Origin of the sequence: Aeromicrobium phragmitis, assembly GCF_003674095.1 — a bacterium.
GTDB lineage: Bacteria > Actinomycetota > Actinomycetes > Propionibacteriales > Nocardioidaceae > Aeromicrobium > Aeromicrobium phragmitis.
This window is the reverse complement of sequence record NZ_RDBF01000006.1, coordinates 123,703-141,295: the sequence shown is the minus strand read 5'-3', so window position 1 is coordinate 141,295 and position 17,593 is coordinate 123,703. Positions and strand designations below refer to the sequence as shown.

Here is a 17,593-nt window from a genome sequence, read left to right as displayed (position 1 = left end):
CTAGGAAGCAGTGGTTCTCCCGCGCGTCACTCTGGCGAGCCATGTGGCCCCCTACCGAGGTACTGCCTCACGCACGAGGTTCGACGAACCCACTCTCGTAGGCGAACACCACCGCCTGTGCCCGGTCCCGAAGCCCGAGCTTGGTCAGAATGCGACTTACGTGAGTCTTGACCGTTTGCTCGGCAAGAAACAGCGTCGCGGCGATCTCACTGTTCGACCTGCCGCGCGCAAGATGCTCGAGGACATCGCGTTCCCGGTCGGTGAGTCCGCGCAGGCGAGGGTCAGGCTGGCGGCGTAGCGGCGTCTGGGCGAAGTGCTTGATCACCTGTCGCGTGATCGACGGCGAGAGCAGTGCCTCGCCGGCATGGGCCACACGGATCGCGGAAGCGAGTTCCTGCGGGGACGCGTCCTTGAGCAGAAAGCCGCTCGCACCCAACCGCAGCGACTCGTGCACATATTCGTCGGCGTCGAACGTCGTCAGCATGACGACGCGTACCGCACTCGTCGCAGGCTGCGCAATGAGCCTGCGCAGAGCCTCGATGCCGTCCATCACCGGCATGCGAACGTCCATCAGCACGACGTCGGGTCGGGAGCGTCGCGCGATCTGTACCGCCTCTGCGCCGTCGGCTGCCGTGGCCACGACGTCGATGTCGGGCTCGCGAGCGAGAAGCGCGACAAATCCCGATCGCACCATTTCCTGGTCGTCGACGACAACAACTCTGATGGTCATTCGTCCTCCCCGGTGCGCGGAGCATTTCCGAGAAGCGGCAATCGAGCGACGAGCCGGTACTCGTTCGCCGAGGAGTCGAACGTCACGCTCCCTCCGACCGCACTGGCCCGTTCACGCATGCCCACGATTCCGTGGCCTTCGACAGCGGTGCCGCGTGGATCATCGAGTGCGTTCCACATGTGAATCTCCCACTCCGTTTCGTTCACCTCGAGTTCGATGTGAACGAGCGCTCCCGAAGCATGCCGCCGCGCGTTGCTGAGCGACTCCTGGACGATGCGGTACGCCGCGGCCCCTACGTCGTCGGAAACCAACTGCGGCGCGGGCAGCGACCCGTCGACAAGGATCTCCTGACCGGTCGCTCGAGCTGCCGCGAACAGGTCCTCGAGGTCGATGAGACCGGGGATCGGAATTCGCCCGGACTGGCCAGGCTCGGTGCGCAGTACATCCAACACTCCCCGCATCTGCCGCAGCGCCTCGGCCGCGCGGTCGGCGATATCGCTGAACTCGGCTTCAGCGGCCTTGCTCACACCCTCGACTCGGTGCGGTGCCGATCGAGCCTGCACCGTGATGAGCGACATGTTGTGGGCGATGACGTCGTGCAGCTCACGAGCTATCCGAGACTTTTCCTCCACGAGCGTGCGGCGCGCGTGTTCCTCGGCGCTGACCGCCTGCTCGCGGCGCAGCGCTTCACGGCTCTCACGAAGGTGTGAGCCGACTACTCCGAGGGCAACCAGGGTTAGCGCGAGGCCGGCGAAGATCGCGAGAGAGCTGAGAGAGGAAAGGAAGCCGTTCCACGCGAATCCCATCACCGCGAGCACCGCGCCGATGACGAGATGAATGAGCACCACCATCGCGCCGAAGCGCCCGTCCGTCATGAGGGTCAGGACGAGCACGACCAACAACTGCGTCAGCACCTGAGGTGCAACTGTCCAGGGCCAGCCCAGCACTCCTTGCGTCATCATCAACAACGCCTGAACCGTGAACGCCAGCAACGACAGGCCCAATGCCGGTATCGGGTGCCACAGCGCAAGGGGGGCACTCAGGACGTGAGCGGCAGCCAACAGCAGGGCCACCCCCACCACCGCGTCGTGACGCGTCACGAGCAGCGGCGCTTGAACGAGGAAGAGAATGCCGACGAGAATCATCAACGCGATACGGCCGCGCCTCTGCCACTTCGTCAGCATGCGGCCAGCTTCCCACACGGCGGTAACGACACATGCGGTGCTCGAAGCTGCCCACGGCCCCGACGGCGTCTATCAAACCGGCCTGCACGAGGCGCTGCGGCGGACGCGCTAGTCGCGGTCCTCATGGTCCTTCACGTCGCTCAGCGGAGGAACGGGATGCCGTTGATCCGGACGGGCCGACGACTGCTGGCCTGGATCAGGCCGATGATCGTGAAGACGATGTGCAGCACTGTCGCGGCGATCCAGGTCAGGATGATGAAGCCGAACGGGAAGAACCCGTCGATCTGCCGGAGCGCGAACAGGATGCCGAAGTGCGCGCCGATCAGGACGACGGTGGCGAGCAGATAGGTCAGGCCCCAGTTGGCGGCGCGCTGCGCGTTGTGGCGGGCGAGGCCGCCCAGCTCCCGCTGCGACGCACCGACGATGGTCATCGTGACAGCCGCGGCCAGCGAACCGACGAACGGGATCGGGAAGAAGACCAGCAGGCCGAGGCCCCACGGCAGGGCACCGGTTGGCGCGGACGGGTGATAGCCGGACGGTCCCGGCGGTGCAGGTTGCGCTGCCATAGACACTCCTCGGCGCTCAGCGTGCGACGACCGGTCACCGCAGCTCGCCGTCAACATACCGCCAGCGCCCGTCCTCTCGCGCGAACCGCGAGCGCTCGTGCAGGATGCCGAGCTCCTCGCCGACGAGGTACGTGGCTCGGAACTCCACGACGCCCGTGTCGTCGTCAATGCCGCCGTCGACGGTGTCGAGGATCTGCAGTCCGCGCCACCGCGGATTGTCGGACAGGTCGATCTCAGGCGGCCGTGTCGAGGAATGCCAGCTCTCGAGCAACCAGTCGGCGTCACCGCGCTGGAACGCGGCGAAACGCGACCGCATGAGCGCCTCGGCGGTCGCGGGCCAGTCCTCGGTCACGCTTGCTCCTTGGGTGGGTCCGGGGTTCATAACGGGGGAAAGATCTTGCCTTCCCAGCCTGCTGGCTTCAGGGGGATGCGGCCCTGCTCCACCTCGTGATCGATCTGCGCAGAGACGTCGCTCAGGACGGTATTGCGCTCCTGGAGCCGACGGGCCTTGCGATTGGACTTCCCTTTGCTCCACGCCAGCAGCACGGTGACCGAGCCGAAGATGGACAAGGTCAGGATGATCTCCAGCGCACCGGCGCTCGAGGACGGTCCGGCGATGACCATCCACAGACCACCGAGCGTCATGAAACCGGTGGCCATGGCGGCCGCCCCGCGGAGCCCCAGCGCTGGGTAGTACGCCCCGTTCGCCGGCGGACGCACCGTCCAGGCCTTCCACGCCTCCTGCCGATACTCCGCGGCGGAGGTCAGCGGGAGGTGCGCCAGGTCCTCGGGAAGCTGTGCTCGCAGCGCGGCGACGACGTCGGGGTCCGCGCGTAGCGGCACGTTCCCTGTAGCCCGATCGTCATCCATGCGTTGATGATGTCAGTCCGCGAGCGCGGGGCCCGCGTCGATCCGGCCTTCGTCCGGCGAGGAGGCCCGAGCCAGCGAGCGCCGCGGAATGCGGCCGGCCCGATAGGCGTCGCGGCCTGCCTGGACGGCGGCGCGCATCGCCCTGGCCATGAGGGGCGCGTCGTGCGCGCGGGTGACGGCACTCGCCAACAGCACCGCGTCGCACCCCAACTCCATCGCCAGCGCGGCGTCCGACGCGGTACCGACCCCGGCATCGAGCACCACGGGGACCTCGGCGGCCGCAGCGATCATCGCGATGTGATGCGGGTTGAGGATGCCGAGTCCCGTGCCGATCGGTGCGCCGGCGGGCATCACCGCCGCGACGCCGACGTCCTGCAACCTCCGAGCGAGGATCGGGTCGTCGTTCGTGTACGCGAACACGGAGAAGCCGTCCGCGACGAGTTGGTCGGCGGCGGTCAGCAGTTCGACCGGGTCGGGCAGCAGCGTGTCCTCGTCGGCGACGACCTCGAGCTTGATCCAGTCGGTCTCCAGCGCCTCGCGCGCGAGCTGAGCGGTGAGCACCGCGTCGCGGGCCGTGAAGCAGCCGGCGGTGTTGGGCAGCGCTCGCACGCCGAGACGCTCCAGCATGGCGAAGACCGAGTTGCCGCCCGCTGCGGCGTAGCGCCGGATCGCCACCGTGGTCACCTCGGTCCCGGACGCGACGAGCGACTCCTCCAGCGTGGCGAGCGAGGAGGCGCCGCCGGTTCCCATGATGAGCCGGCTGGTCAGCCGCTCTCCCCCGATGACCAGTGCGTCGTCCATGTCAGCCTCCCTGGGTCGCGGTAACGACATCGATGGTGGAGCCGGCGGCGATCACGTGCGCGTGCCACTCACGGCGCGGGACGACGGCGCCGTCCACGGCGACCGCGACACCCAAACGCCCGCCGTCGGCGGGAGTTCCGTCGGGGCCGAGCTCTCGGCCGATGTGGCGGGCCACGGTCTCGCGCAGCGTGATGCCCTGCGCCAGTCGGGTTGTCTCCCCGTCGAGGACGACGGTGATCTCGGGCGATGACGTCATGGTGCTCCAGGAGTCGAATGCGGTCGGTCGAAACGGTGCGGATCGAGTGCTGCGAGAACCTCGTCGTCGACCTCGCGGGACTCGACGAGGTCGGCGGTGATGTCGCTGCCGAGCGGGGCGAGCAGGATGCCGTGGCGGAAGTAGCCGGTGGAGATGACACGTCCGGGGTCGAGGCGTCCGACGATCGGGACGTCGTCCGGTGTGCCAGGGCGGGCGCGTGCCGACACCTCGAGAATCCGGGTGTCCAGCACGCCTGGCACGATGCGCCGGGCGTCGTCGAGCAGCCGGTGGACGCCTTCGGTGCTGGGCAGCGGGTCATCGTCTTCGCGGACGGTGGCGCCGAGAACGAGGCCGCCGTCCGCGCGCGGGACGAGGTAGACCGCGCGGCCGTGCACCAGCCCGCGGACGGTCCTCCCGAGCAACGGCGGGGCTCCGGTGGCCGGGGCGAGCCGCAGAATGTCGCCGAACACGGGCCGCAGCGGTAGCCCCTCGAGACCGGGCAGGACACCCAATCCCGTGCAGACCACCGTCTGGTCTGAGTGCTTCTCTTCGCCGCCGGCCAGGACGACACCGTGGGTGACGCCTCCACGTTCGACGAATCCGGTCACTTCCTGGCGTACGACGCGGTGTCCGAGCCGGTCGAGCAGCACCGCGCACAGCGCGCGGGGGTCGATCTGGTGATCGTCGGGCAGGTGCACGCCACCGACGACCGCCGGCCCGAGGCCCGGTTCGAGTCGCCGGGCGTCCAGCGAGGTGATCCGGTACGCCTTCAGCCCGAGCGAGGTCTGGAGCGAGGTGAGTTCGTCGAGGGCGGTCCGGTCGGCGTGATCCGCGGCGACGACGAGCGTCTCGCTCGGGAGGTACCCGACCTCCTGCGGGCGACCAGCGGAGAGGCGGTCGATCAGCGCGGGGTAGCGGCGGGCGGACTCGACCATCAGCGGGTAGAGCGACGGTTGGCCCCAGACGACCTCGGAGGCGGGAGCCAGCATGCCGGCCGCGACATGACTGGCACCGGAGACCGGCGCTGGGTCGAACACGGTGACGTCCCAGCCCCGTTCCACCAGCCGCCAGGCGGTGGTGAGGCCGATGATTCCGGCTCCGACGACGATGGCGCTCGCCACGTTGTTCCTTCCTCCGGCGGCATGACCCGCATCAGGTATGGCGGTCGGCACGTAGCCCTCTCAGCCCGTCTTGGGCTCCCGCGAACGCCACTAGTCTAGGCGACATGAGCGCCCCCTCCTTCCCCGTATCCGCGGACCTCGACCGAACGGCCCGCCGCCGGCGTCTGGCCGACTCCCGGCTGTACGTCTGCACCGATGCGCGTCCTGAGGGCGATCTCGCCGGCTTCCTGAATGCGGCGTTCTCCGGCGGCGTCGACATCATCCAGGTGCGGGACAAGACGATCGAGGCCGCCGACGAGGTGAGTGCGCTCGAAACTCTCGCTACGGTCGCCCGCCGCCACGGCGCGCTCTTCGCGGTCAACGACCGTGCGGACGTGGCAGCGCTCGTGCGTGCCGACATCCTCCATCTCGGGCAAGGTGATCTCTCGCCCCGGCAGGCACATTCACTGCTCGGCTCGGAGGTCCTGATCGGGCGCTCGACGCACTCGGTCGACCAGCTCGAGGCGGCCAACGAGGACGAGGACGTCGACTACTTCTGCGTCGGCCCGGTCTGGGAGACGCCGACCAAACCCGGCCGCGCCGCTGTCGGCCTCGATCTGCTGCGCCACGCGGCAGCCGTCGCGACGAAGCCGTGGTTCGCCATCGGCGGCATCGCCCCGGGCGATCGCCTCGACGCGGTGCTGAACGCCGGCGCCGAACGCGTCGTGGTGGTCCGCGCCGTCACTCAAGCCCCCGACCCCGCGGCCGCGGCCACCGAGATCCGCGGTCGTCTCGGCTGAAGTTCTCGCGCACGCGAGGCGTCAGGCCGAGCGGAGAGGCTCGATGGCGTCGATCGCCGGCCAGTTACGCTGCTCGATGCGAAGGTCGTAGTGGCTCTGCAGGTTCATCCACATCTCCGGCGAGGTGCCGAAGTACTTGGCGAGCCGCAGGGCGGTGTCGGCGGTGATGCGCCGCTTTCCGTGAACGATCTCGTTGATCCGTCGGGGCGGCACGCCGATCGCCACGGCCAGCTTGTGTTGGGTGATCTCGAAGCCCTTGATGAAGTCCTCCATCAGGACCTCGCCGGGGTGGATGGGGTCGATCAGATCAGTGGTAGTCGACGAGTTCGACATCCTCCGCACCTCCGTCCTTCCATACGAAGCAGATCCGCCATTGGTCGTTCACAACGTAAGGCACAGGTTTTGCCGCGCCCATGGCTCAATGTCGGTGGGCGACGTGCGCGTCGGCCGCGTTAGGTAATACGGCTGCAGCACCGAGAGCCGTGCGCCTCACGGGAGCGCCAGGAAGTCCCGGAGCCAGCGGTCCACGTCATTCATGGTCGCGGTATCGACGACGCCGGCGTCAGCGACGAACCGGTCACGTGTGACAGTGCGCGGCTGTTCGGTCATCGCGAACGTCGCTTCCGTTAGGCCGAGAGCTGGCCCGCGCAACCGGACGTGGTTCGGCCACCCCCGGTCGTGCGTGGTGGCGGGCAGGATGATCGCGAGAGTGTCGGCCTGTTCGAGGTACAGGTCGCTGGCGATCACGAGCACGGGGCGACGGCCGGCCTGCTCACGCCCGCGAACCGGATCCAGCTCCGCCCAGAGAACCGACCCACGACGGATCTCACTCACTCCGTCGGCCATCGTCGAGCGTCACGTCCCAGGACCGGAACTCGTCCCAGTAGCTCGCGTCAGCCTCCCGGAAAGCCCGCCCGAACGCCTCCATGCGCTGCCTGCGCTCATGCGCATCGAGAAGCTTCTCGATGAGCCCGGCGGCAGTCATGCCGTGCTCCTGGGCATCTCGGTTGATCCGGTCGCGGAGCTCGACAGGGACCTTGATCGTCGTCGCCATGCATCCAAAATACCAAGGGGTATACCGATTGAGCTACCTCTTCATGTGAACACCGCTCGACCGCAGGGTGCGGTGCGAGCCCACCCTGCTCTGACGAGGAGAATAAGGTCAGACGTTGAACCGGAACTCCACCACGTCGCCGCGCCTAGGGCAGTCTGTGTTGGGCTCCCGACTCACGCTGCGGCAACGAGGCCCGCACCGCATCTGCTACTCGATTGAAGCGGCGTCGAGCTGGCGGTGGAGCAAGCTGGCGAAGCCAAGATATTCCAGCGCCTGCTGGGGGTCGCGCGGCTTGAAAAGGTCGTGCGCACGAGGGTTGCGGACGCCGAGCATCGCGCCGCGGAAGAGCGCAGCGAACCCCTCCTGCTCATCTTTGCCGCTCTGGCCAGCCGACGTCGCAACCGGCACTTGTGGATCGGATCCGCCGAAGGCCTCGCCCATCAGCTTGACACCCGACTGCGTGGAGCCGATCAGATTCCGCACGCGGACCTCGATCGACTTGAACGCCTCGCTGACTGCAGCCTCGTAGTGTCCGTCGGCGAACAGCTCGCTCGAGGAGCTGATGACTTCGGCGTGGAGGTTCTCGATCGAGAGCCGGCGCACCGGGGCGACGCGGCTCGGCGGAGCGGCTCCCCAGGTCACATGGATGTGTTCCATACCGCGGAACGAGGACCCCGTCGGATTGTTCACGTCGACGGTCGCTGCAACCTTCCGCGTCGTGCCGCCGCGCGGGTCCGGGAACTCGACGACGTCGCCTTCGTAGATCGGCGTGTCGACGGCGAAGAATCCGGTCTTGGCCTGGATGTGCGCTTCCGTCTCGAAGCGCTCCTCGTTGTCGGTGCCGGGATCGTGGACGACGGTGACCTTCGTGATCCCGAAGGTGCGGAAATGCGACGGAAGCGGTGCCATGACCCAATGTTGCCAGTAGTCACCGACACTGGCTCGAAGGATGCGAGCGTGCGGTCAGGCGGCGATGGCTCCGGGGGCGTCATCCTCGTCAACGAACTCGTAGTCGATGATGTCATCGATGCGGAACCGGACGATGGCGTCAGGATCGAGGTGGACGTAAACCGGCCAGTTGCTCAACCGGCCGAGGACTTCATCGTCATCGCGGTGGAGGATCTTCACCCACATCCGCTCCCCCGGTGAGCGCTTCACTGCCCATGTGAGCTTCACCAGGTCGCCGGGACGGAGCATCGCCTTCTCCCCGGCGTCGGGCGTGTCCTGGTACTTCTTGTGCATCTCCTGTCCGGACTCAACCTTGGCCCGGTGCCAGACGAAGCGGCCCCAGTACCAGGCGATCTCGGGTGCGAGACCCTGGTGTAGTGCGACTTCGAGCTGCTGAGCGACCCAGAACGGTCTCTCCCAGCGGGGGACGGCGTAGAGCTCCGCCTGCAGTTCACGACGCCGTGAGGAGTCCTCGCGGAAGAGTCTGACGATGAGCGCCAGCACCAGTCCAGGCAGGAACCCGAAGATGAGCAGAGCGATCACGAACGCGCCGAGCGCGCCGGGTACCAGCATCACCGAACTCATCAGGCGAACCTCACCTTCATCGCTGCAAAGCGCTGCTCCTCCGCGACCTTTCGTGCCACCGCGCCGATGCCGGTGCGGCCGCATCGGTGAGTTTGTAGTAGCGACGCGGCGGGCGCTTCTTGCCCTCTGCGCGCTCCTCCCAGTGGTCCTCGAGCCAGCCCTCACCCATCATCCGATCGAGGATCGGATAGAGGACACCGGATCAGACGCCGGACTTCTTCGACAGGGCGTAGCCCCAGATCCGACCGTCCATCTGCAAGACAGCGCTCGCAATGACCTACGGATGCCGTCCGGCTTCACTCGTGTCGTTCTCAGTGTGTCCGCAGCCGGCCGTAGTCTCGTGGCGACAGCTGCTCACGCGTGAGCAGTTCTGAGCGAATCGACGTGAGGAAGCCCGTGGGCGCAGACCTGTTCATCTCGTACGCGTGGACGTCGGAGGGACACCGGAAATGGGTGCGCCTGCTCGCGGCGCAGCTCAAGACGCTGGGGTTCGACGTCCTCATCGATGCCGACGTCGACTACGGCGACGACCTCAACGGCTTCATGCGCCGAGTCGCGGACTGCAAGCGCGTGCTGCTTATTGTCGACCAGAACTACGTCGCGAGAGCCGACACCATGCCTGAGTCGGGCGTAGGCAAAGAGAGCCGCTGGATAGCCGAGGTCTATGAGGACCGTGATCCTGCGTGGCTGTCCACCCTCTTCGTCGACAACGCCCACTGCGTCCGGCCGGCGTGGCTCGGGGACCGGATGCCCAAGGGCTTCGACTTCAATCACTCCCCCGGCAGCCAGCAGGAGTTCCCCGGGGTCGAGCAGATCGAAGACCTGTGGCGCTGGGCTGCGGGGCTCCCTGCCAATCGCGACAGCGCAACGTCGATCGCTACTCTTCGAGAGCGGGCGACGCGACTCGAGCAACAAGATCTGCGCAGCGACCCCGCGCAGTGGAGGAGCCCGGACCTCGTCGGCGAGACGCACTTCGTGTACGAAGACGCGCCGCAGAAGATCTTCCGTTGGGGCGTCGGCGCGTCCGAGTTCGCACTCCAGGTCAGCGGATGCTCTTACAACTCGGTGTACGTCTATAAGGATCCCATCAAGGCCGTCGGCCTGATCAGGGGCGAAGACGTCGACGACACCGACCTCGCACAGCACCTCGCGCCCGGACGATCCGTCACTCCGCAGGTTGGTCAGAGTGTCGTGCTCATGAACACGCATGGGCGACTGGCCGTCGTCGACATCCTTGACGTCCAGCGCGAGGACACCAGCAGTAGCCGGTACGTCCCACCCTTCGTCAACTTCCGTTGGAGAGTCGTCGAGTCATCCTGACGATGGCTCCGTGTACGAAGAGAAACACGGAGAACTTCCGTGCCGGCGAAGCTGATCATTGCTTCCGCAACCCCTGGGCGCATTCGCGGATCTCGCCACGATTCAAGCGGTCGTTAGGCCAGGGCACTCCACGTTTATCTCGCCGCCAGATGTCAGTTCGAAAATCTGAACTCCACCGCATTCAGGCACCTAGAGACTTCTGGGTCACGAGACACCTGCGCCCGACGGAACGAGGTCGCCGCCAGTGCCCTTCGCCATCGGGTCTCAGCCAGACTCTGCTGACTGGGTCCGAGCGCGGCTAATCATCTCGATGACCGGCCACGTAACCAGCCGCAGACAGAACCACCACATGTAGAGCGCCCAGTAGCTCCACGCCGAGTTGTCATCGAGAAGGCCGTGCGCGACGTCGTTGCGTAGGTTCGGACCACCTTGGACGACCAGCATTGCCTTCATCTCCATGACCATCCCTGCACCAAAGACGTCCTCGGTCTCGGTCATGTCGAGAAGCGCGTTCAAGCTCTTCTCACTCTCCACGCCCTGCTCATCGACGAACAACGTGTACACGTCGTGCCGCCTCAACATGACCCGCACGACCTGCTCCAACTGCGGGACCAGAACAGAGACCGCAGCGCCGAAGTTTCCGCCCAAGCCGAGCGCCAGCCCGTCGCCCCACAACGTCTCGTGCCCCTCGGGCACTGTCGGCGACTCCACGCACAGCGACACCATGTACTGCCGACTGAACCGGTGCTCAGTAGTCAGGACCTCTTGCGCAGGCTGGATGATGCCCTTTCCGAGCAACTGGGAATGAAAAAACACCGTGCGGACCATCTCGGCCCACACCGCGTCCTCATCGGCTTGACCAGAAGACCCGGGCCTCGATGCGATCTTCCGGAAGTCAGAGGAAAACGTGGATGATCCAAAGAGGTGGCTGATGGTGCCCTCCAGCATCTTCGCGGCGTTCTCGCGCGTACTGACTTCGTCTAGCGGCGGTGCGAGCATGGCAAATGCAGCGAGCGCGTCGAACTTGTCCGCGTGACCCGAGACTTGTGACCGTGCGTAGGACACTGCGTCAGTCAGATCGACCGTGTCCGACTGGATACGCATCATCTGCTCCATCGACGACTCCCGGCTCTCACGCAACCGAATGCGGAGGTCGTCGATGAGTTCGTCGAGTCCGTTCTCGAGCCGGTAGGAGCGCGGGAGGGTTCGGAGGACTGCGATGGCCTTCTCCAAGAAATGGCCCTCGGCCAGCGCGCCCGCCTCTGGGTCCGTCTGAATGCGGGAATCGGCTTCTGTGATGTAAGTCCGCGCAACGCGCTCGGTCGCAGAGTTCGTCGCTGCCGAGTCCGACCCACTAAGCCACGCGAGCGCCTCACGCTCGAGATGGCGCGACAGGCGAGGGGTTTCCGACGACGCCTGTGCCGCGAGCGCGAACAGCGCTTCGCGCACCTCAGCGCGCCCGGCAGCGTCGACACGACCGTGCTGGCGCAATGTCTCCGCGAACCCCACTGTTCTAAAGCTGTCCGTGACCTCGCCGGCCACGACCTGGGCCTTCAGCGCGTCCGACATTTCCTCCACACGCGCCTGGCCGTCCGGGCCGCGCCGTGCTGCAAGCTCGAACGCTCGAACCCACGCGTCCTTCCCCACGCTGAACCACACATCGTCCGTCAGCGGCGCGGCCCGATAAGCGTCGATGGCCCGGTCCAACATCGCAACGTCCGATCGCTCCCCGTAGACCCAGGCGACATCAGCGACCCGAGCCCGCAGATCATCACGTTCGACGAGAGGAGCGATACGTGCCAGTAATGCCACCTGGTCGGCATCGAAGTCCGCCGGTACCACAGTCCGCTTGCCACTGATCTGCATCGCGGGTGTGAACGGCTCCAGCCAGTCCTCAGCGTTCAGCATCGCCGACGACACCATCGCCAACACCCGCAGCACTAGTGCGTGAAGCCCCGTGACGGCCGGATCGGCAGCCGCCCGCTCGAGATGCGATGACAACAACTCTGGCGGTTCATAGCGGTCGTCAAGCGACGCCGCCGCCAGCACGTCCTCCCACCACGTCGGGTCGATCGCGTCGCTCACCGAATCTCCCATGCTCATACGCCACACTTCCGCTACCGGAACATCATCGCCGCCGACGACGCTAGCCCGAGCCGTCTGAGGTCGTCATGTCTTGGTGCTCCGCGCTTCCCCTCGTGTCCCGTCAGCCCTCGCGTCCGTTGGGCGCGAACAGCGGCTCACCGTCGAAGTCCATGTCGACGAGTCCTCCGATCGGTTTGATGTTGATCAGGTCCGGCTCGGGCAGATTGACAGGGACATACCGCTCGTCCTCGGGGTGGTGAAAGACGTACTCCCTAGCCGACTCCGCGGTGTGCAGATTGAACAGTTTCTCCATTGCTGTGGTCCCGGCCTGGATTTGGTCTATCCGTCCGGCAAGCACCATCTCGCGGAGCTGTTGGACACGCGGATCGTCCGCTCCGGCACCCTCCAACATCGCCATGGGATCGCTCATGAGGAGCCCCAACTTGCGCGTGAGCGGGAACGTGACGCCCCATGCCGTCGCGAAGCCGACTCCCTCCCACGGCTCGTCGTCCGGTCGGCGCACCAGACTGACCGGAGCATCCGATGTGATGAGGGAGCGTCGGTCGAAGCGAACGAGTGCCCAGGGGCGGGTCGCAAGGTAGGGCGTCAGTTCGATCGCGGTCTCGACTGCGTTCTGGATGTGAGCCAGGTTGGAGAATCCGATCGGCGGCCCACCGGGCTGGGTGGCCTCGTTCCAGATTCGATCCTCTTGCTCCGGCGTCGGGTCGAATCCGAGATTGTCACGGATCCACGCACCGACATTCTTGCGACCACCGGCACCCACCTCCAGCCGGACCATGGTCGCGCGGAGATGCTCGGTCGTCCTCCGGGTATCCGGCCCGCGCACGCTCTGCAACGCCGTGTAGTGGGCGAAGGCCCACCTGTTCTCCTCGGAGGGAGGAAACTCGCCGTTGGCGAAGCCCTTGATGATGCCGAGGGCCTGGCCCTCGACCTCGCTCAGCGCCTTCTCGAACGCATCCGGCTCATCGAACTCACCGACCGTGTGGAAGTGGTTCTGCGCAGCCACGTTCTTCACGCTCGGCGTGTATGGCTGCCGGGAGCGGTCGAGGGGTACGACCCTGATGCGCTCTTGGCCCGTCGCGAAGCCTCGAAGGTACCCCTGCGGCACATAGTGATGCAGCTTCGCCGTGCTCTTCTTGCCAGTCATGTGCGCACCATCTCTGCGGTCGCACTTGAATCGCCCTCACCCATGCAGCTCCCCCTACGTCGCGCATCTGCGCACCTCTTCGATTCAAACTGCAGACCCCTTCTTCATGGCGACAGTCTTCCCTACGGGACCGACAGTCTGAGCGACAAGGGGAAGGAACAGCTCTTCGCAGTCGTGTACAGCGGCGACAGATCCACCACCTACATCTGGCACATCAAAATGTCCTGCGGTCATACGACCACGACCTCTACAGGCGACGAACGCCCCTATCAGCCGAGCACGCATCGCTGCCCGGAGCGCCGCATCCGGCGCGCCGTCGTCATGGTCGCCCGCGGCATACCCGAAGTCGATGACGACAGCACCGGCGGAGAACCACAATGAGTCAGCATCGCGCCGAATGACCGAGGAGGCCGGACGCGCTCGCAGCCGCGTCCAACCGGGCTGCGCGCCTGCCGTGACGCCGATCGCGGATGCTCAGACGCGAGACTGGGACCCAAAGCAGATGTCAGACGGGCACGTGAGTCGCATTTCGCCACCTACGGACCTCATACTGTTCTCGCAGGTCAGCAGGCACTTTTGGCGGTTTCTAGACATTAAACCTAAATTCCACGACGTCGCCGTCGGCCATGACGTAGTCCTTGCCCTCTATGCGGACCTTGCCCGCGGCCTTCGCGGCGGTCATGGAACCAGCCTCGACGAGGTCGTCGAAGGAGACGATCTCGGCCTTGATGAAGCCACGCTGGAAATCGGTGTGGATGACGCCGGCGGCCTCGGGAGCCGTCGCGCCCTTCTTGATCGTCCAGGCGCGAGCCTCCTTGGGCCCCGCGGTCAGGTACGTCTGCAGGCCGAGGGTGTCGAACCCGACGCGAGCCAGCGCGTCCAGGCCCGGCTCCTCCACGCCCATGTCGGCGAGCATCTCAGCGCGCATCTGCTCGGCCTCCTCGTCGTCGCCGAGCTCGACGAGCTCCGCCTCGGCCTTGGCGTCGAGGAAGATCGCCTCGGACGGCGCCACGAGGTCGCGCATCCGCGCCTTGAGCTCCTCGTCCTGCAGCTCCTCGGCGTCGCAGTTGAAGACGTAGAGGAAACGCTTGGCGGTCAGTAGGTGCAGGTCGCGCAGCAGCTCGAGATCGAGGCCGGCCTTGAGCACGCCGGCGCCCTCCTCGAGGACCTCCTTGGCCTTCTGCACCTCGGAGAGCTGGGCCGCGAGCGACTTGTCCTTGCGCGAGTCCTTCTCCAGCCGCGGGATCGCCTTCTCCACCGTCTGGAGGTCCGCGAGGATCAGCTCGGTCGAGATCGTCTCGATGTCGCTGCTCGGGTTGACCTCACCGTCGACGTGGGTGACGTCCTCGTCGCGGAAGACGCGCGTCACCTGGCAGATCGCGTCGGACTCGCGGATGTGGGAGAGGAAGGCGTTGCCCATCCCCTCGCCCTCCGACGCACCGCGCACGATGCCGGCGATGTCGACGAACTGCACCGTCGCGGGCAGAATCTTCTGCGATTCGAAGATCTCCGCGAGCTTCGCCAACCGTGCGTCGGGAACCCCGACGACGCCGACGTTGGGCTCGATCGTCGCGAACGGATAGTTCGCCGCGAGGACGTCGTTCTTGGTCAGAGCGTTGAAAAGGGTCGACTTGCCCGCGTTGGGGAGTCCGACGATGCCGATGGTGAGTGCCACGGGGCTCAAGCCTACTGGTCGGCCGCGATGTCCTGGCGGTCGAGCCGAAACGCGCGCAGCGACCGGTCGTACCAGTCGTCGCGCAGGCCGAGATCGGTCATCCCCAGACGCCGGCACACCGCTTGGGAGCGCACGTTGTCCGGGTCGGTGACGGCGTAGAGCGCGGGGAACCCGGCGGCGAAGCCCCGCTCGACGAGCGCACGACCCGCCTCGGTCCCGTACCCGTTCCCCCAGACGTCGGGATGGAAGTGCCACCCGATCTCGATCTCACCCTCGCTCTCGTGCCCCGCACTGGCTGGGATCGGCACGAGCAGAGCCATCCCCACGAGCTCGCTGTCCGCCTCGACGGCGAAGACGCCGCACGCCGGATGATCACCGGCACGCGCCGGCTGGCGGCGGATGCGCTCGACCGCCTCCTCACGCCGGTCCATCGGCGTGCCTGACCCACTCCACCGCGCGACCTCGGCACGGGAGAAGAGATCGAAAAGGAAGTCCGCGTCATCGAGTGTGAAGCGCCGCAGGATCAGCCGATCCGTGATGATCACGGGGTTCTCGTCCATTCCTCGTAGCCTACGGTCGTGAGCGACTCCCTCGTGGAACGACTGCGCGCGGCAGGCTGCGTCTTCGCCGAGGACGAGGCAGCCGCGTTGCGCGCCGTCTTCTCGGGCGCTCCGCTCGGGGCAGCGGTGGCCCGACGCGTCGCAGGGGTGCCGCTGGAGCAGGTGCTCGGTTTCGCCGAAGTCGCCGGTGCTCGCGTCGATGTGGGCGCCGGCGTTTTCGTGCCGCGCGCCCGCGCCACCGTCATCGTGGACGCGGTCGCGGGGATGGAACCCGCTGTCGCCGTGGACCTCGGGTGCGGCGCCGGCACCCTCGCCGCGCTGCTCGCGCGCCACTGGCCGGATGCGCGTGTGGTCGGTGTCGACATCGACGAGCAGGCGCTGGCCAGCGCGCGCCGCACCGCCTCGCGCTACGGGTTCGAGGTGCGACACGGCAGCTGGTGGGATGCGCTTCCGGACGAGCTTCGCGGTCGGGTCGACCTCGCCGTCGCCTATCTGCCGCACGTGCCGAGCGACGAGGTCGAGCGCATCCATCCGGACTTCCGTGCCCACGAGCCGAGGCACAGCGTCGACGGCGGACCGGACGGGCTCGACCACTGGCGATCAGTCATCGAGAGTGCCGCGGACTGGCTCGCACCCCGCGGCGTCTTCGCCACCCTCCTCGCCCCCGAGCAGGTGGACGCAGCCCGGGCGGCGGCACCGCAGTGGCACCTCGACGTCGTGCCCGCCGACGACGACGTCGTGCTGCTCGCCTCGCCGCCCGAGCGGTAGGTGTAGTCCCATCGCGAGGCCTGTCGTGGGACTACACCTACCGCCCCGACGGGGGCGTGGGACTACACCTACCGCCCCCGGTGCGCGTGCTAACTCACCGCGCGGGGCGGGCGGAGGCGGAACATCAGGGAGTCGCCGCCGTACCAGGGGTCGTCCCGGACACCGAGTTCCTCGGCACCGAGCCGACGGGCCACGGCGGCCGACGGCGCGTTGTCGGGGTACATGTCGATGACGAGCTCGTCCATGCCGATCGCGAACGCCGCGAGCGCCAGTGCCCGCGCCGCCTCGGTGGCGTAGCCCGCGCCGGTCGCAGCGGGGCGCAGCTTCCACCCGATCTCGTACTCGCCGACGAAGCCACCGTCCTGACGGACGAGGCGCTGAATGCTGACCGAGCCGGCCGTCTCCCCGGTCGCCTTCACTTCGATCGCACGCTGCAGTTGCCGGAAGTCCTCGGCCTCGATCTCGGCGCGCCGTTCGATCCAGGCGCGAGCCTCCTCGTGGTCGGCCATCAGGACGAACGGCGGGTTGTCGAGCCAACGGACGATCTCGAGGTCGCTGTGGATCTCGTAGACGGCCTCGACGTCCGGCTGGTGATCGACGCGGAACGGCCGCAGGGTCAAACGCTCGGTCTCGATGAGGTCGCTCACTCCCCCAGCTTCCCATCCGCCGCGCGGTAGGTGTGATCCCACGCGCCGGGCCGCGCTGGGACCTCACCTACCGCTCCGCGGCGAGGGTGGGACCTCACCTACCGCCCTGGTGGGAGGATGAGGCCATGAGCGTCATCAAGATCAACGCCATCACCGTGCCCAAGGACAGCGGCGACGAGCTCGCCCACCGCTTCGCCAAGCGCGCCGGTGCCGTGGACGGCGCCGACGGCTTCGAAGGGTTCGAGCTCCTCAAGCCCACCGACGACCGCGAGCAGTGGCTCGTCGTGACGCGGTGGCGTGACGAGGAGTCGTTCCAGGCGTGGGTGTCCTCCCCCGCGTTCGGGCACGGGCATCGGTCCGAGGGCGAACGCGCCGGTGGCGACGCGCCGAAGCCCGTCGCCACCCACAGCGAGTTGTGGTCCTACGAGGTGGCCGGCGGCTCCGGACGCTGATCCCGCCCGGCACCGCCGGCCGCC

At 67.0% G+C, this 17,593-nt stretch carries 22 protein-coding genes and 1 pseudogene; 4 read left to right on the top strand and 19 right to left on the bottom strand.

The window, feature by feature from the left end; all coding sequences use genetic code 11:
* Positions 1–67: 67 nt before the first annotated feature.
* The 8 genes from D9V41_RS09990 to thiO all read right to left on the bottom strand — a co-directional run bounded on the left by D9V41_RS09990 (position 68) and on the right by thiO (position 5,528).
* On the bottom strand, positions 68–730 hold the full coding sequence (locus D9V41_RS09990; protein WP_121794415.1) for a response regulator: 663 nt from the start codon (positions 728–730) through the stop codon (positions 68–70).
* The gene (locus D9V41_RS09985; RefSeq protein WP_121794414.1) at positions 727–1,914 is read right to left on the bottom strand and encodes a sensor histidine kinase; all 1,188 of its coding nucleotides are present in this window, start codon (positions 1,912–1,914) and stop codon (positions 727–729) included. Before D9V41_RS09985 ends, D9V41_RS09990 begins: the two co-directional genes overlap by 4 nt.
* A 140-nt stretch (positions 1,915–2,054) precedes the next feature.
* Positions 2,055–2,480 carry a magnetosome magnetite crystal formation protein family gene (locus tag D9V41_RS09980; RefSeq protein WP_166375991.1) on the bottom strand — a complete coding sequence of 142 codons (426 nt, stop codon included), beginning with the start codon at positions 2,478–2,480 and terminating at the stop codon, positions 2,055–2,057.
* Positions 2,481–2,514: 34 nt separating this feature from the next.
* Positions 2,515–2,832: a YchJ family protein gene (locus D9V41_RS09975; RefSeq protein WP_243697224.1), complete on the bottom strand. Its 318-nt coding sequence runs from the start codon at positions 2,830–2,832 to the stop codon at positions 2,515–2,517.
* Positions 2,833–2,858: 26 nt separating this feature from the next.
* The gene (locus tag D9V41_RS09970) at positions 2,859–3,350 is read right to left on the bottom strand and encodes a hypothetical protein (protein WP_133434165.1); all 492 of its coding nucleotides are present in this window, start codon (positions 3,348–3,350) and stop codon (positions 2,859–2,861) included.
* A gap of 12 nt (positions 3,351–3,362) precedes the next feature.
* The gene (locus tag D9V41_RS09965; RefSeq protein ID WP_166375990.1) at positions 3,363–4,151 is read right to left on the bottom strand and encodes a thiazole synthase; all 789 of its coding nucleotides are present in this window, start codon (positions 4,149–4,151) and stop codon (positions 3,363–3,365) included.
* Position 4,152: 1 nt separating this feature from the next.
* Complete coding sequence (gene thiS / locus D9V41_RS09960) at positions 4,153–4,407, bottom strand: sulfur carrier protein ThiS (protein ID WP_121794410.1); 255 nt, start codon at positions 4,405–4,407, stop codon at positions 4,153–4,155.
* The gene (thiO, locus tag D9V41_RS09955) at positions 4,404–5,528 is read right to left on the bottom strand and encodes a glycine oxidase ThiO (RefSeq protein WP_121794470.1); all 1,125 of its coding nucleotides are present in this window, start codon (positions 5,526–5,528) and stop codon (positions 4,404–4,406) included. Before thiO ends, thiS begins: the two co-directional genes overlap by 4 nt.
* Before the next feature lie 104 nt (positions 5,529–5,632).
* Between thiO and thiE the strand changes: the two genes are divergently transcribed.
* Entirely contained in the window at positions 5,633–6,307 is a 675-nt protein-coding gene (gene thiE, locus D9V41_RS09950) for a thiamine phosphate synthase (RefSeq protein WP_121794409.1), read from the top strand.
* Positions 6,308–6,328: 21 nt separating this feature from the next.
* Here thiE and D9V41_RS09945 read toward each other — a convergent pair whose 3' ends face one another.
* The 6 genes and pseudogenes from D9V41_RS09945 to D9V41_RS18675 form a co-directional block, all read right to left on the bottom strand.
* Positions 6,329–6,640 carry a HigA family addiction module antitoxin gene (locus D9V41_RS09945; RefSeq protein ID WP_121794408.1) on the bottom strand — a complete coding sequence of 104 codons (312 nt, stop codon included), beginning with the start codon at positions 6,638–6,640 and terminating at the stop codon, positions 6,329–6,331.
* A gap of 156 nt (positions 6,641–6,796) precedes the next feature.
* Positions 6,797–7,153 (bottom strand): type II toxin-antitoxin system PemK/MazF family toxin, encoded by a 357-nt coding sequence (locus tag D9V41_RS09935; protein WP_121794407.1) that lies wholly within the window; start codon positions 7,151–7,153, stop codon positions 6,797–6,799.
* Positions 7,134–7,361: a ribbon-helix-helix protein gene (locus D9V41_RS09930; protein ID WP_121794406.1), complete on the bottom strand. Its 228-nt coding sequence runs from the start codon at positions 7,359–7,361 to the stop codon at positions 7,134–7,136. The genes D9V41_RS09935 and D9V41_RS09930 overlap by 20 nt, the downstream gene beginning before the upstream one ends.
* Positions 7,362–7,568: 207 nt before the next feature.
* The gene (locus tag D9V41_RS09925) at positions 7,569–8,270 is read right to left on the bottom strand and encodes a TIGR02391 family protein (protein WP_121794405.1); all 702 of its coding nucleotides are present in this window, start codon (positions 8,268–8,270) and stop codon (positions 7,569–7,571) included.
* Between the two features lie 54 nt (positions 8,271–8,324).
* Complete coding sequence (locus D9V41_RS18335) at positions 8,325–8,894, bottom strand: DUF2314 domain-containing protein (protein ID WP_208006815.1); 570 nt, start codon at positions 8,892–8,894, stop codon at positions 8,325–8,327.
* Between the two features lie 16 nt (positions 8,895–8,910).
* Positions 8,911–9,081: pseudogene (locus D9V41_RS18675) on the bottom strand (hypothetical protein); the annotation flags it as partial.
* 197 nt (positions 9,082–9,278) lie between these two features.
* Here D9V41_RS18675 and D9V41_RS09910 point away from each other — a divergent pair.
* Positions 9,279–10,214 carry a toll/interleukin-1 receptor domain-containing protein gene (locus tag D9V41_RS09910; RefSeq protein ID WP_166375989.1) on the top strand — a complete coding sequence of 312 codons (936 nt, stop codon included), beginning with the start codon at positions 9,279–9,281 and terminating at the stop codon, positions 10,212–10,214.
* A gap of 264 nt (positions 10,215–10,478) precedes the next feature.
* Here the strand turns inward: D9V41_RS09910 and D9V41_RS09905 are convergent, their stop codons facing one another.
* From D9V41_RS09905 to D9V41_RS09890, 4 genes are all read right to left on the bottom strand, one after another.
* The gene (locus D9V41_RS09905; protein WP_166375988.1) at positions 10,479–12,299 is read right to left on the bottom strand and encodes a DUF4209 domain-containing protein; all 1,821 of its coding nucleotides are present in this window, start codon (positions 12,297–12,299) and stop codon (positions 10,479–10,481) included.
* A gap of 121 nt (positions 12,300–12,420) precedes the next feature.
* Positions 12,421–13,467 carry a DUF4238 domain-containing protein gene (locus D9V41_RS09900; RefSeq protein ID WP_121794402.1) on the bottom strand — a complete coding sequence of 349 codons (1,047 nt, stop codon included), beginning with the start codon at positions 13,465–13,467 and terminating at the stop codon, positions 12,421–12,423.
* 586 nt (positions 13,468–14,053) lie between these two features.
* Positions 14,054–15,142 (bottom strand): redox-regulated ATPase YchF, encoded by a 1,089-nt coding sequence (ychF, locus tag D9V41_RS09895; protein WP_121794401.1) that lies wholly within the window; start codon positions 15,140–15,142, stop codon positions 14,054–14,056.
* An 11-nt stretch (positions 15,143–15,153) separates the two neighbouring features.
* On the bottom strand, positions 15,154–15,702 hold the full coding sequence (locus tag D9V41_RS09890; RefSeq protein WP_121794400.1) for a GNAT family N-acetyltransferase: 549 nt from the start codon (positions 15,700–15,702) through the stop codon (positions 15,154–15,156).
* A gap of 18 nt (positions 15,703–15,720) precedes the next feature.
* On the opposite strand from D9V41_RS09890, the gene D9V41_RS09885 reads away from it, so the two are divergent.
* Positions 15,721–16,470 (top strand): methyltransferase domain-containing protein, encoded by a 750-nt coding sequence (locus D9V41_RS09885; RefSeq protein WP_121794399.1) that lies wholly within the window; start codon positions 15,721–15,723, stop codon positions 16,468–16,470.
* A gap of 89 nt (positions 16,471–16,559) precedes the next feature.
* Here D9V41_RS09885 and D9V41_RS09880 read toward each other — a convergent pair whose 3' ends face one another.
* A complete protein-coding gene (locus D9V41_RS09880) occupies positions 16,560–17,117 on the bottom strand; it encodes a GNAT family N-acetyltransferase (RefSeq protein ID WP_166375987.1) in 558 nt (185 codons plus the stop codon).
* Positions 17,118–17,242: 125 nt separating this feature from the next.
* On the opposite strand from D9V41_RS09880, the gene D9V41_RS09875 reads away from it, so the two are divergent.
* Positions 17,243–17,569, top strand: coding sequence for an antibiotic biosynthesis monooxygenase family protein (locus D9V41_RS09875; protein WP_121794397.1), 327 nt, complete (start codon positions 17,243–17,245; stop codon positions 17,567–17,569).
* Positions 17,570–17,593 lie beyond the last annotated feature (24 nt).

Coding starts and splice junctions, on each gene's coding strand:
- D9V41_RS09990 (WP_121794415.1), bottom strand. CDS start 730: ATGACCATCAGAGTTGTTGTCGTCGACGACCAGGAAATGGTGCGATCG.
- D9V41_RS09985 (WP_121794414.1), bottom strand. CDS start 1,914: ATGCTGACGAAGTGGCAGAGGCGCGGCCGTATCGCGTTGATGATTCTC.
- D9V41_RS09980 (WP_166375991.1), bottom strand. CDS start 2,480: ATGGCAGCGCAACCTGCACCGCCGGGACCGTCCGGCTATCACCCGTCC.
- D9V41_RS09970 (WP_133434165.1), bottom strand. CDS start 3,350: ATGGATGACGATCGGGCTACAGGGAACGTGCCGCTACGCGCGGACCCC.
- D9V41_RS09965 (WP_166375990.1), bottom strand. CDS start 4,151: ATGGACGACGCACTGGTCATCGGGGGAGAGCGGCTGACCAGCCGGCTC.
- thiS (WP_121794410.1), bottom strand. CDS start 4,407: ATGACGTCATCGCCCGAGATCACCGTCGTCCTCGACGGGGAGACAACC.
- thiE (WP_121794409.1), top strand. CDS start 5,633: ATGAGCGCCCCCTCCTTCCCCGTATCCGCGGACCTCGACCGAACGGCC.
- D9V41_RS09945 (WP_121794408.1), bottom strand. CDS start 6,640: ATGTCGAACTCGTCGACTACCACTGATCTGATCGACCCCATCCACCCC.
- D9V41_RS09935 (WP_121794407.1), bottom strand. CDS start 7,153: ATGGCCGACGGAGTGAGTGAGATCCGTCGTGGGTCGGTTCTCTGGGCG.
- D9V41_RS09930 (WP_121794406.1), bottom strand. CDS start 7,361: ATGGCGACGACGATCAAGGTCCCTGTCGAGCTCCGCGACCGGATCAAC.
- D9V41_RS09925 (WP_121794405.1), bottom strand. CDS start 8,270: ATGGCACCGCTTCCGTCGCATTTCCGCACCTTCGGGATCACGAAGGTC.
- D9V41_RS18335 (WP_208006815.1), bottom strand. CDS start 8,894: ATGAGTTCGGTGATGCTGGTACCCGGCGCGCTCGGCGCGTTCGTGATC.
- D9V41_RS09900 (WP_121794402.1), bottom strand. CDS start 13,467: ATGACTGGCAAGAAGAGCACGGCGAAGCTGCATCACTATGTGCCGCAG.
- D9V41_RS09890 (WP_121794400.1), bottom strand. CDS start 15,702: ATGGACGAGAACCCCGTGATCATCACGGATCGGCTGATCCTGCGGCGC.
- D9V41_RS09875 (WP_121794397.1), top strand. CDS start 17,243: ATGAGCGTCATCAAGATCAACGCCATCACCGTGCCCAAGGACAGCGGC.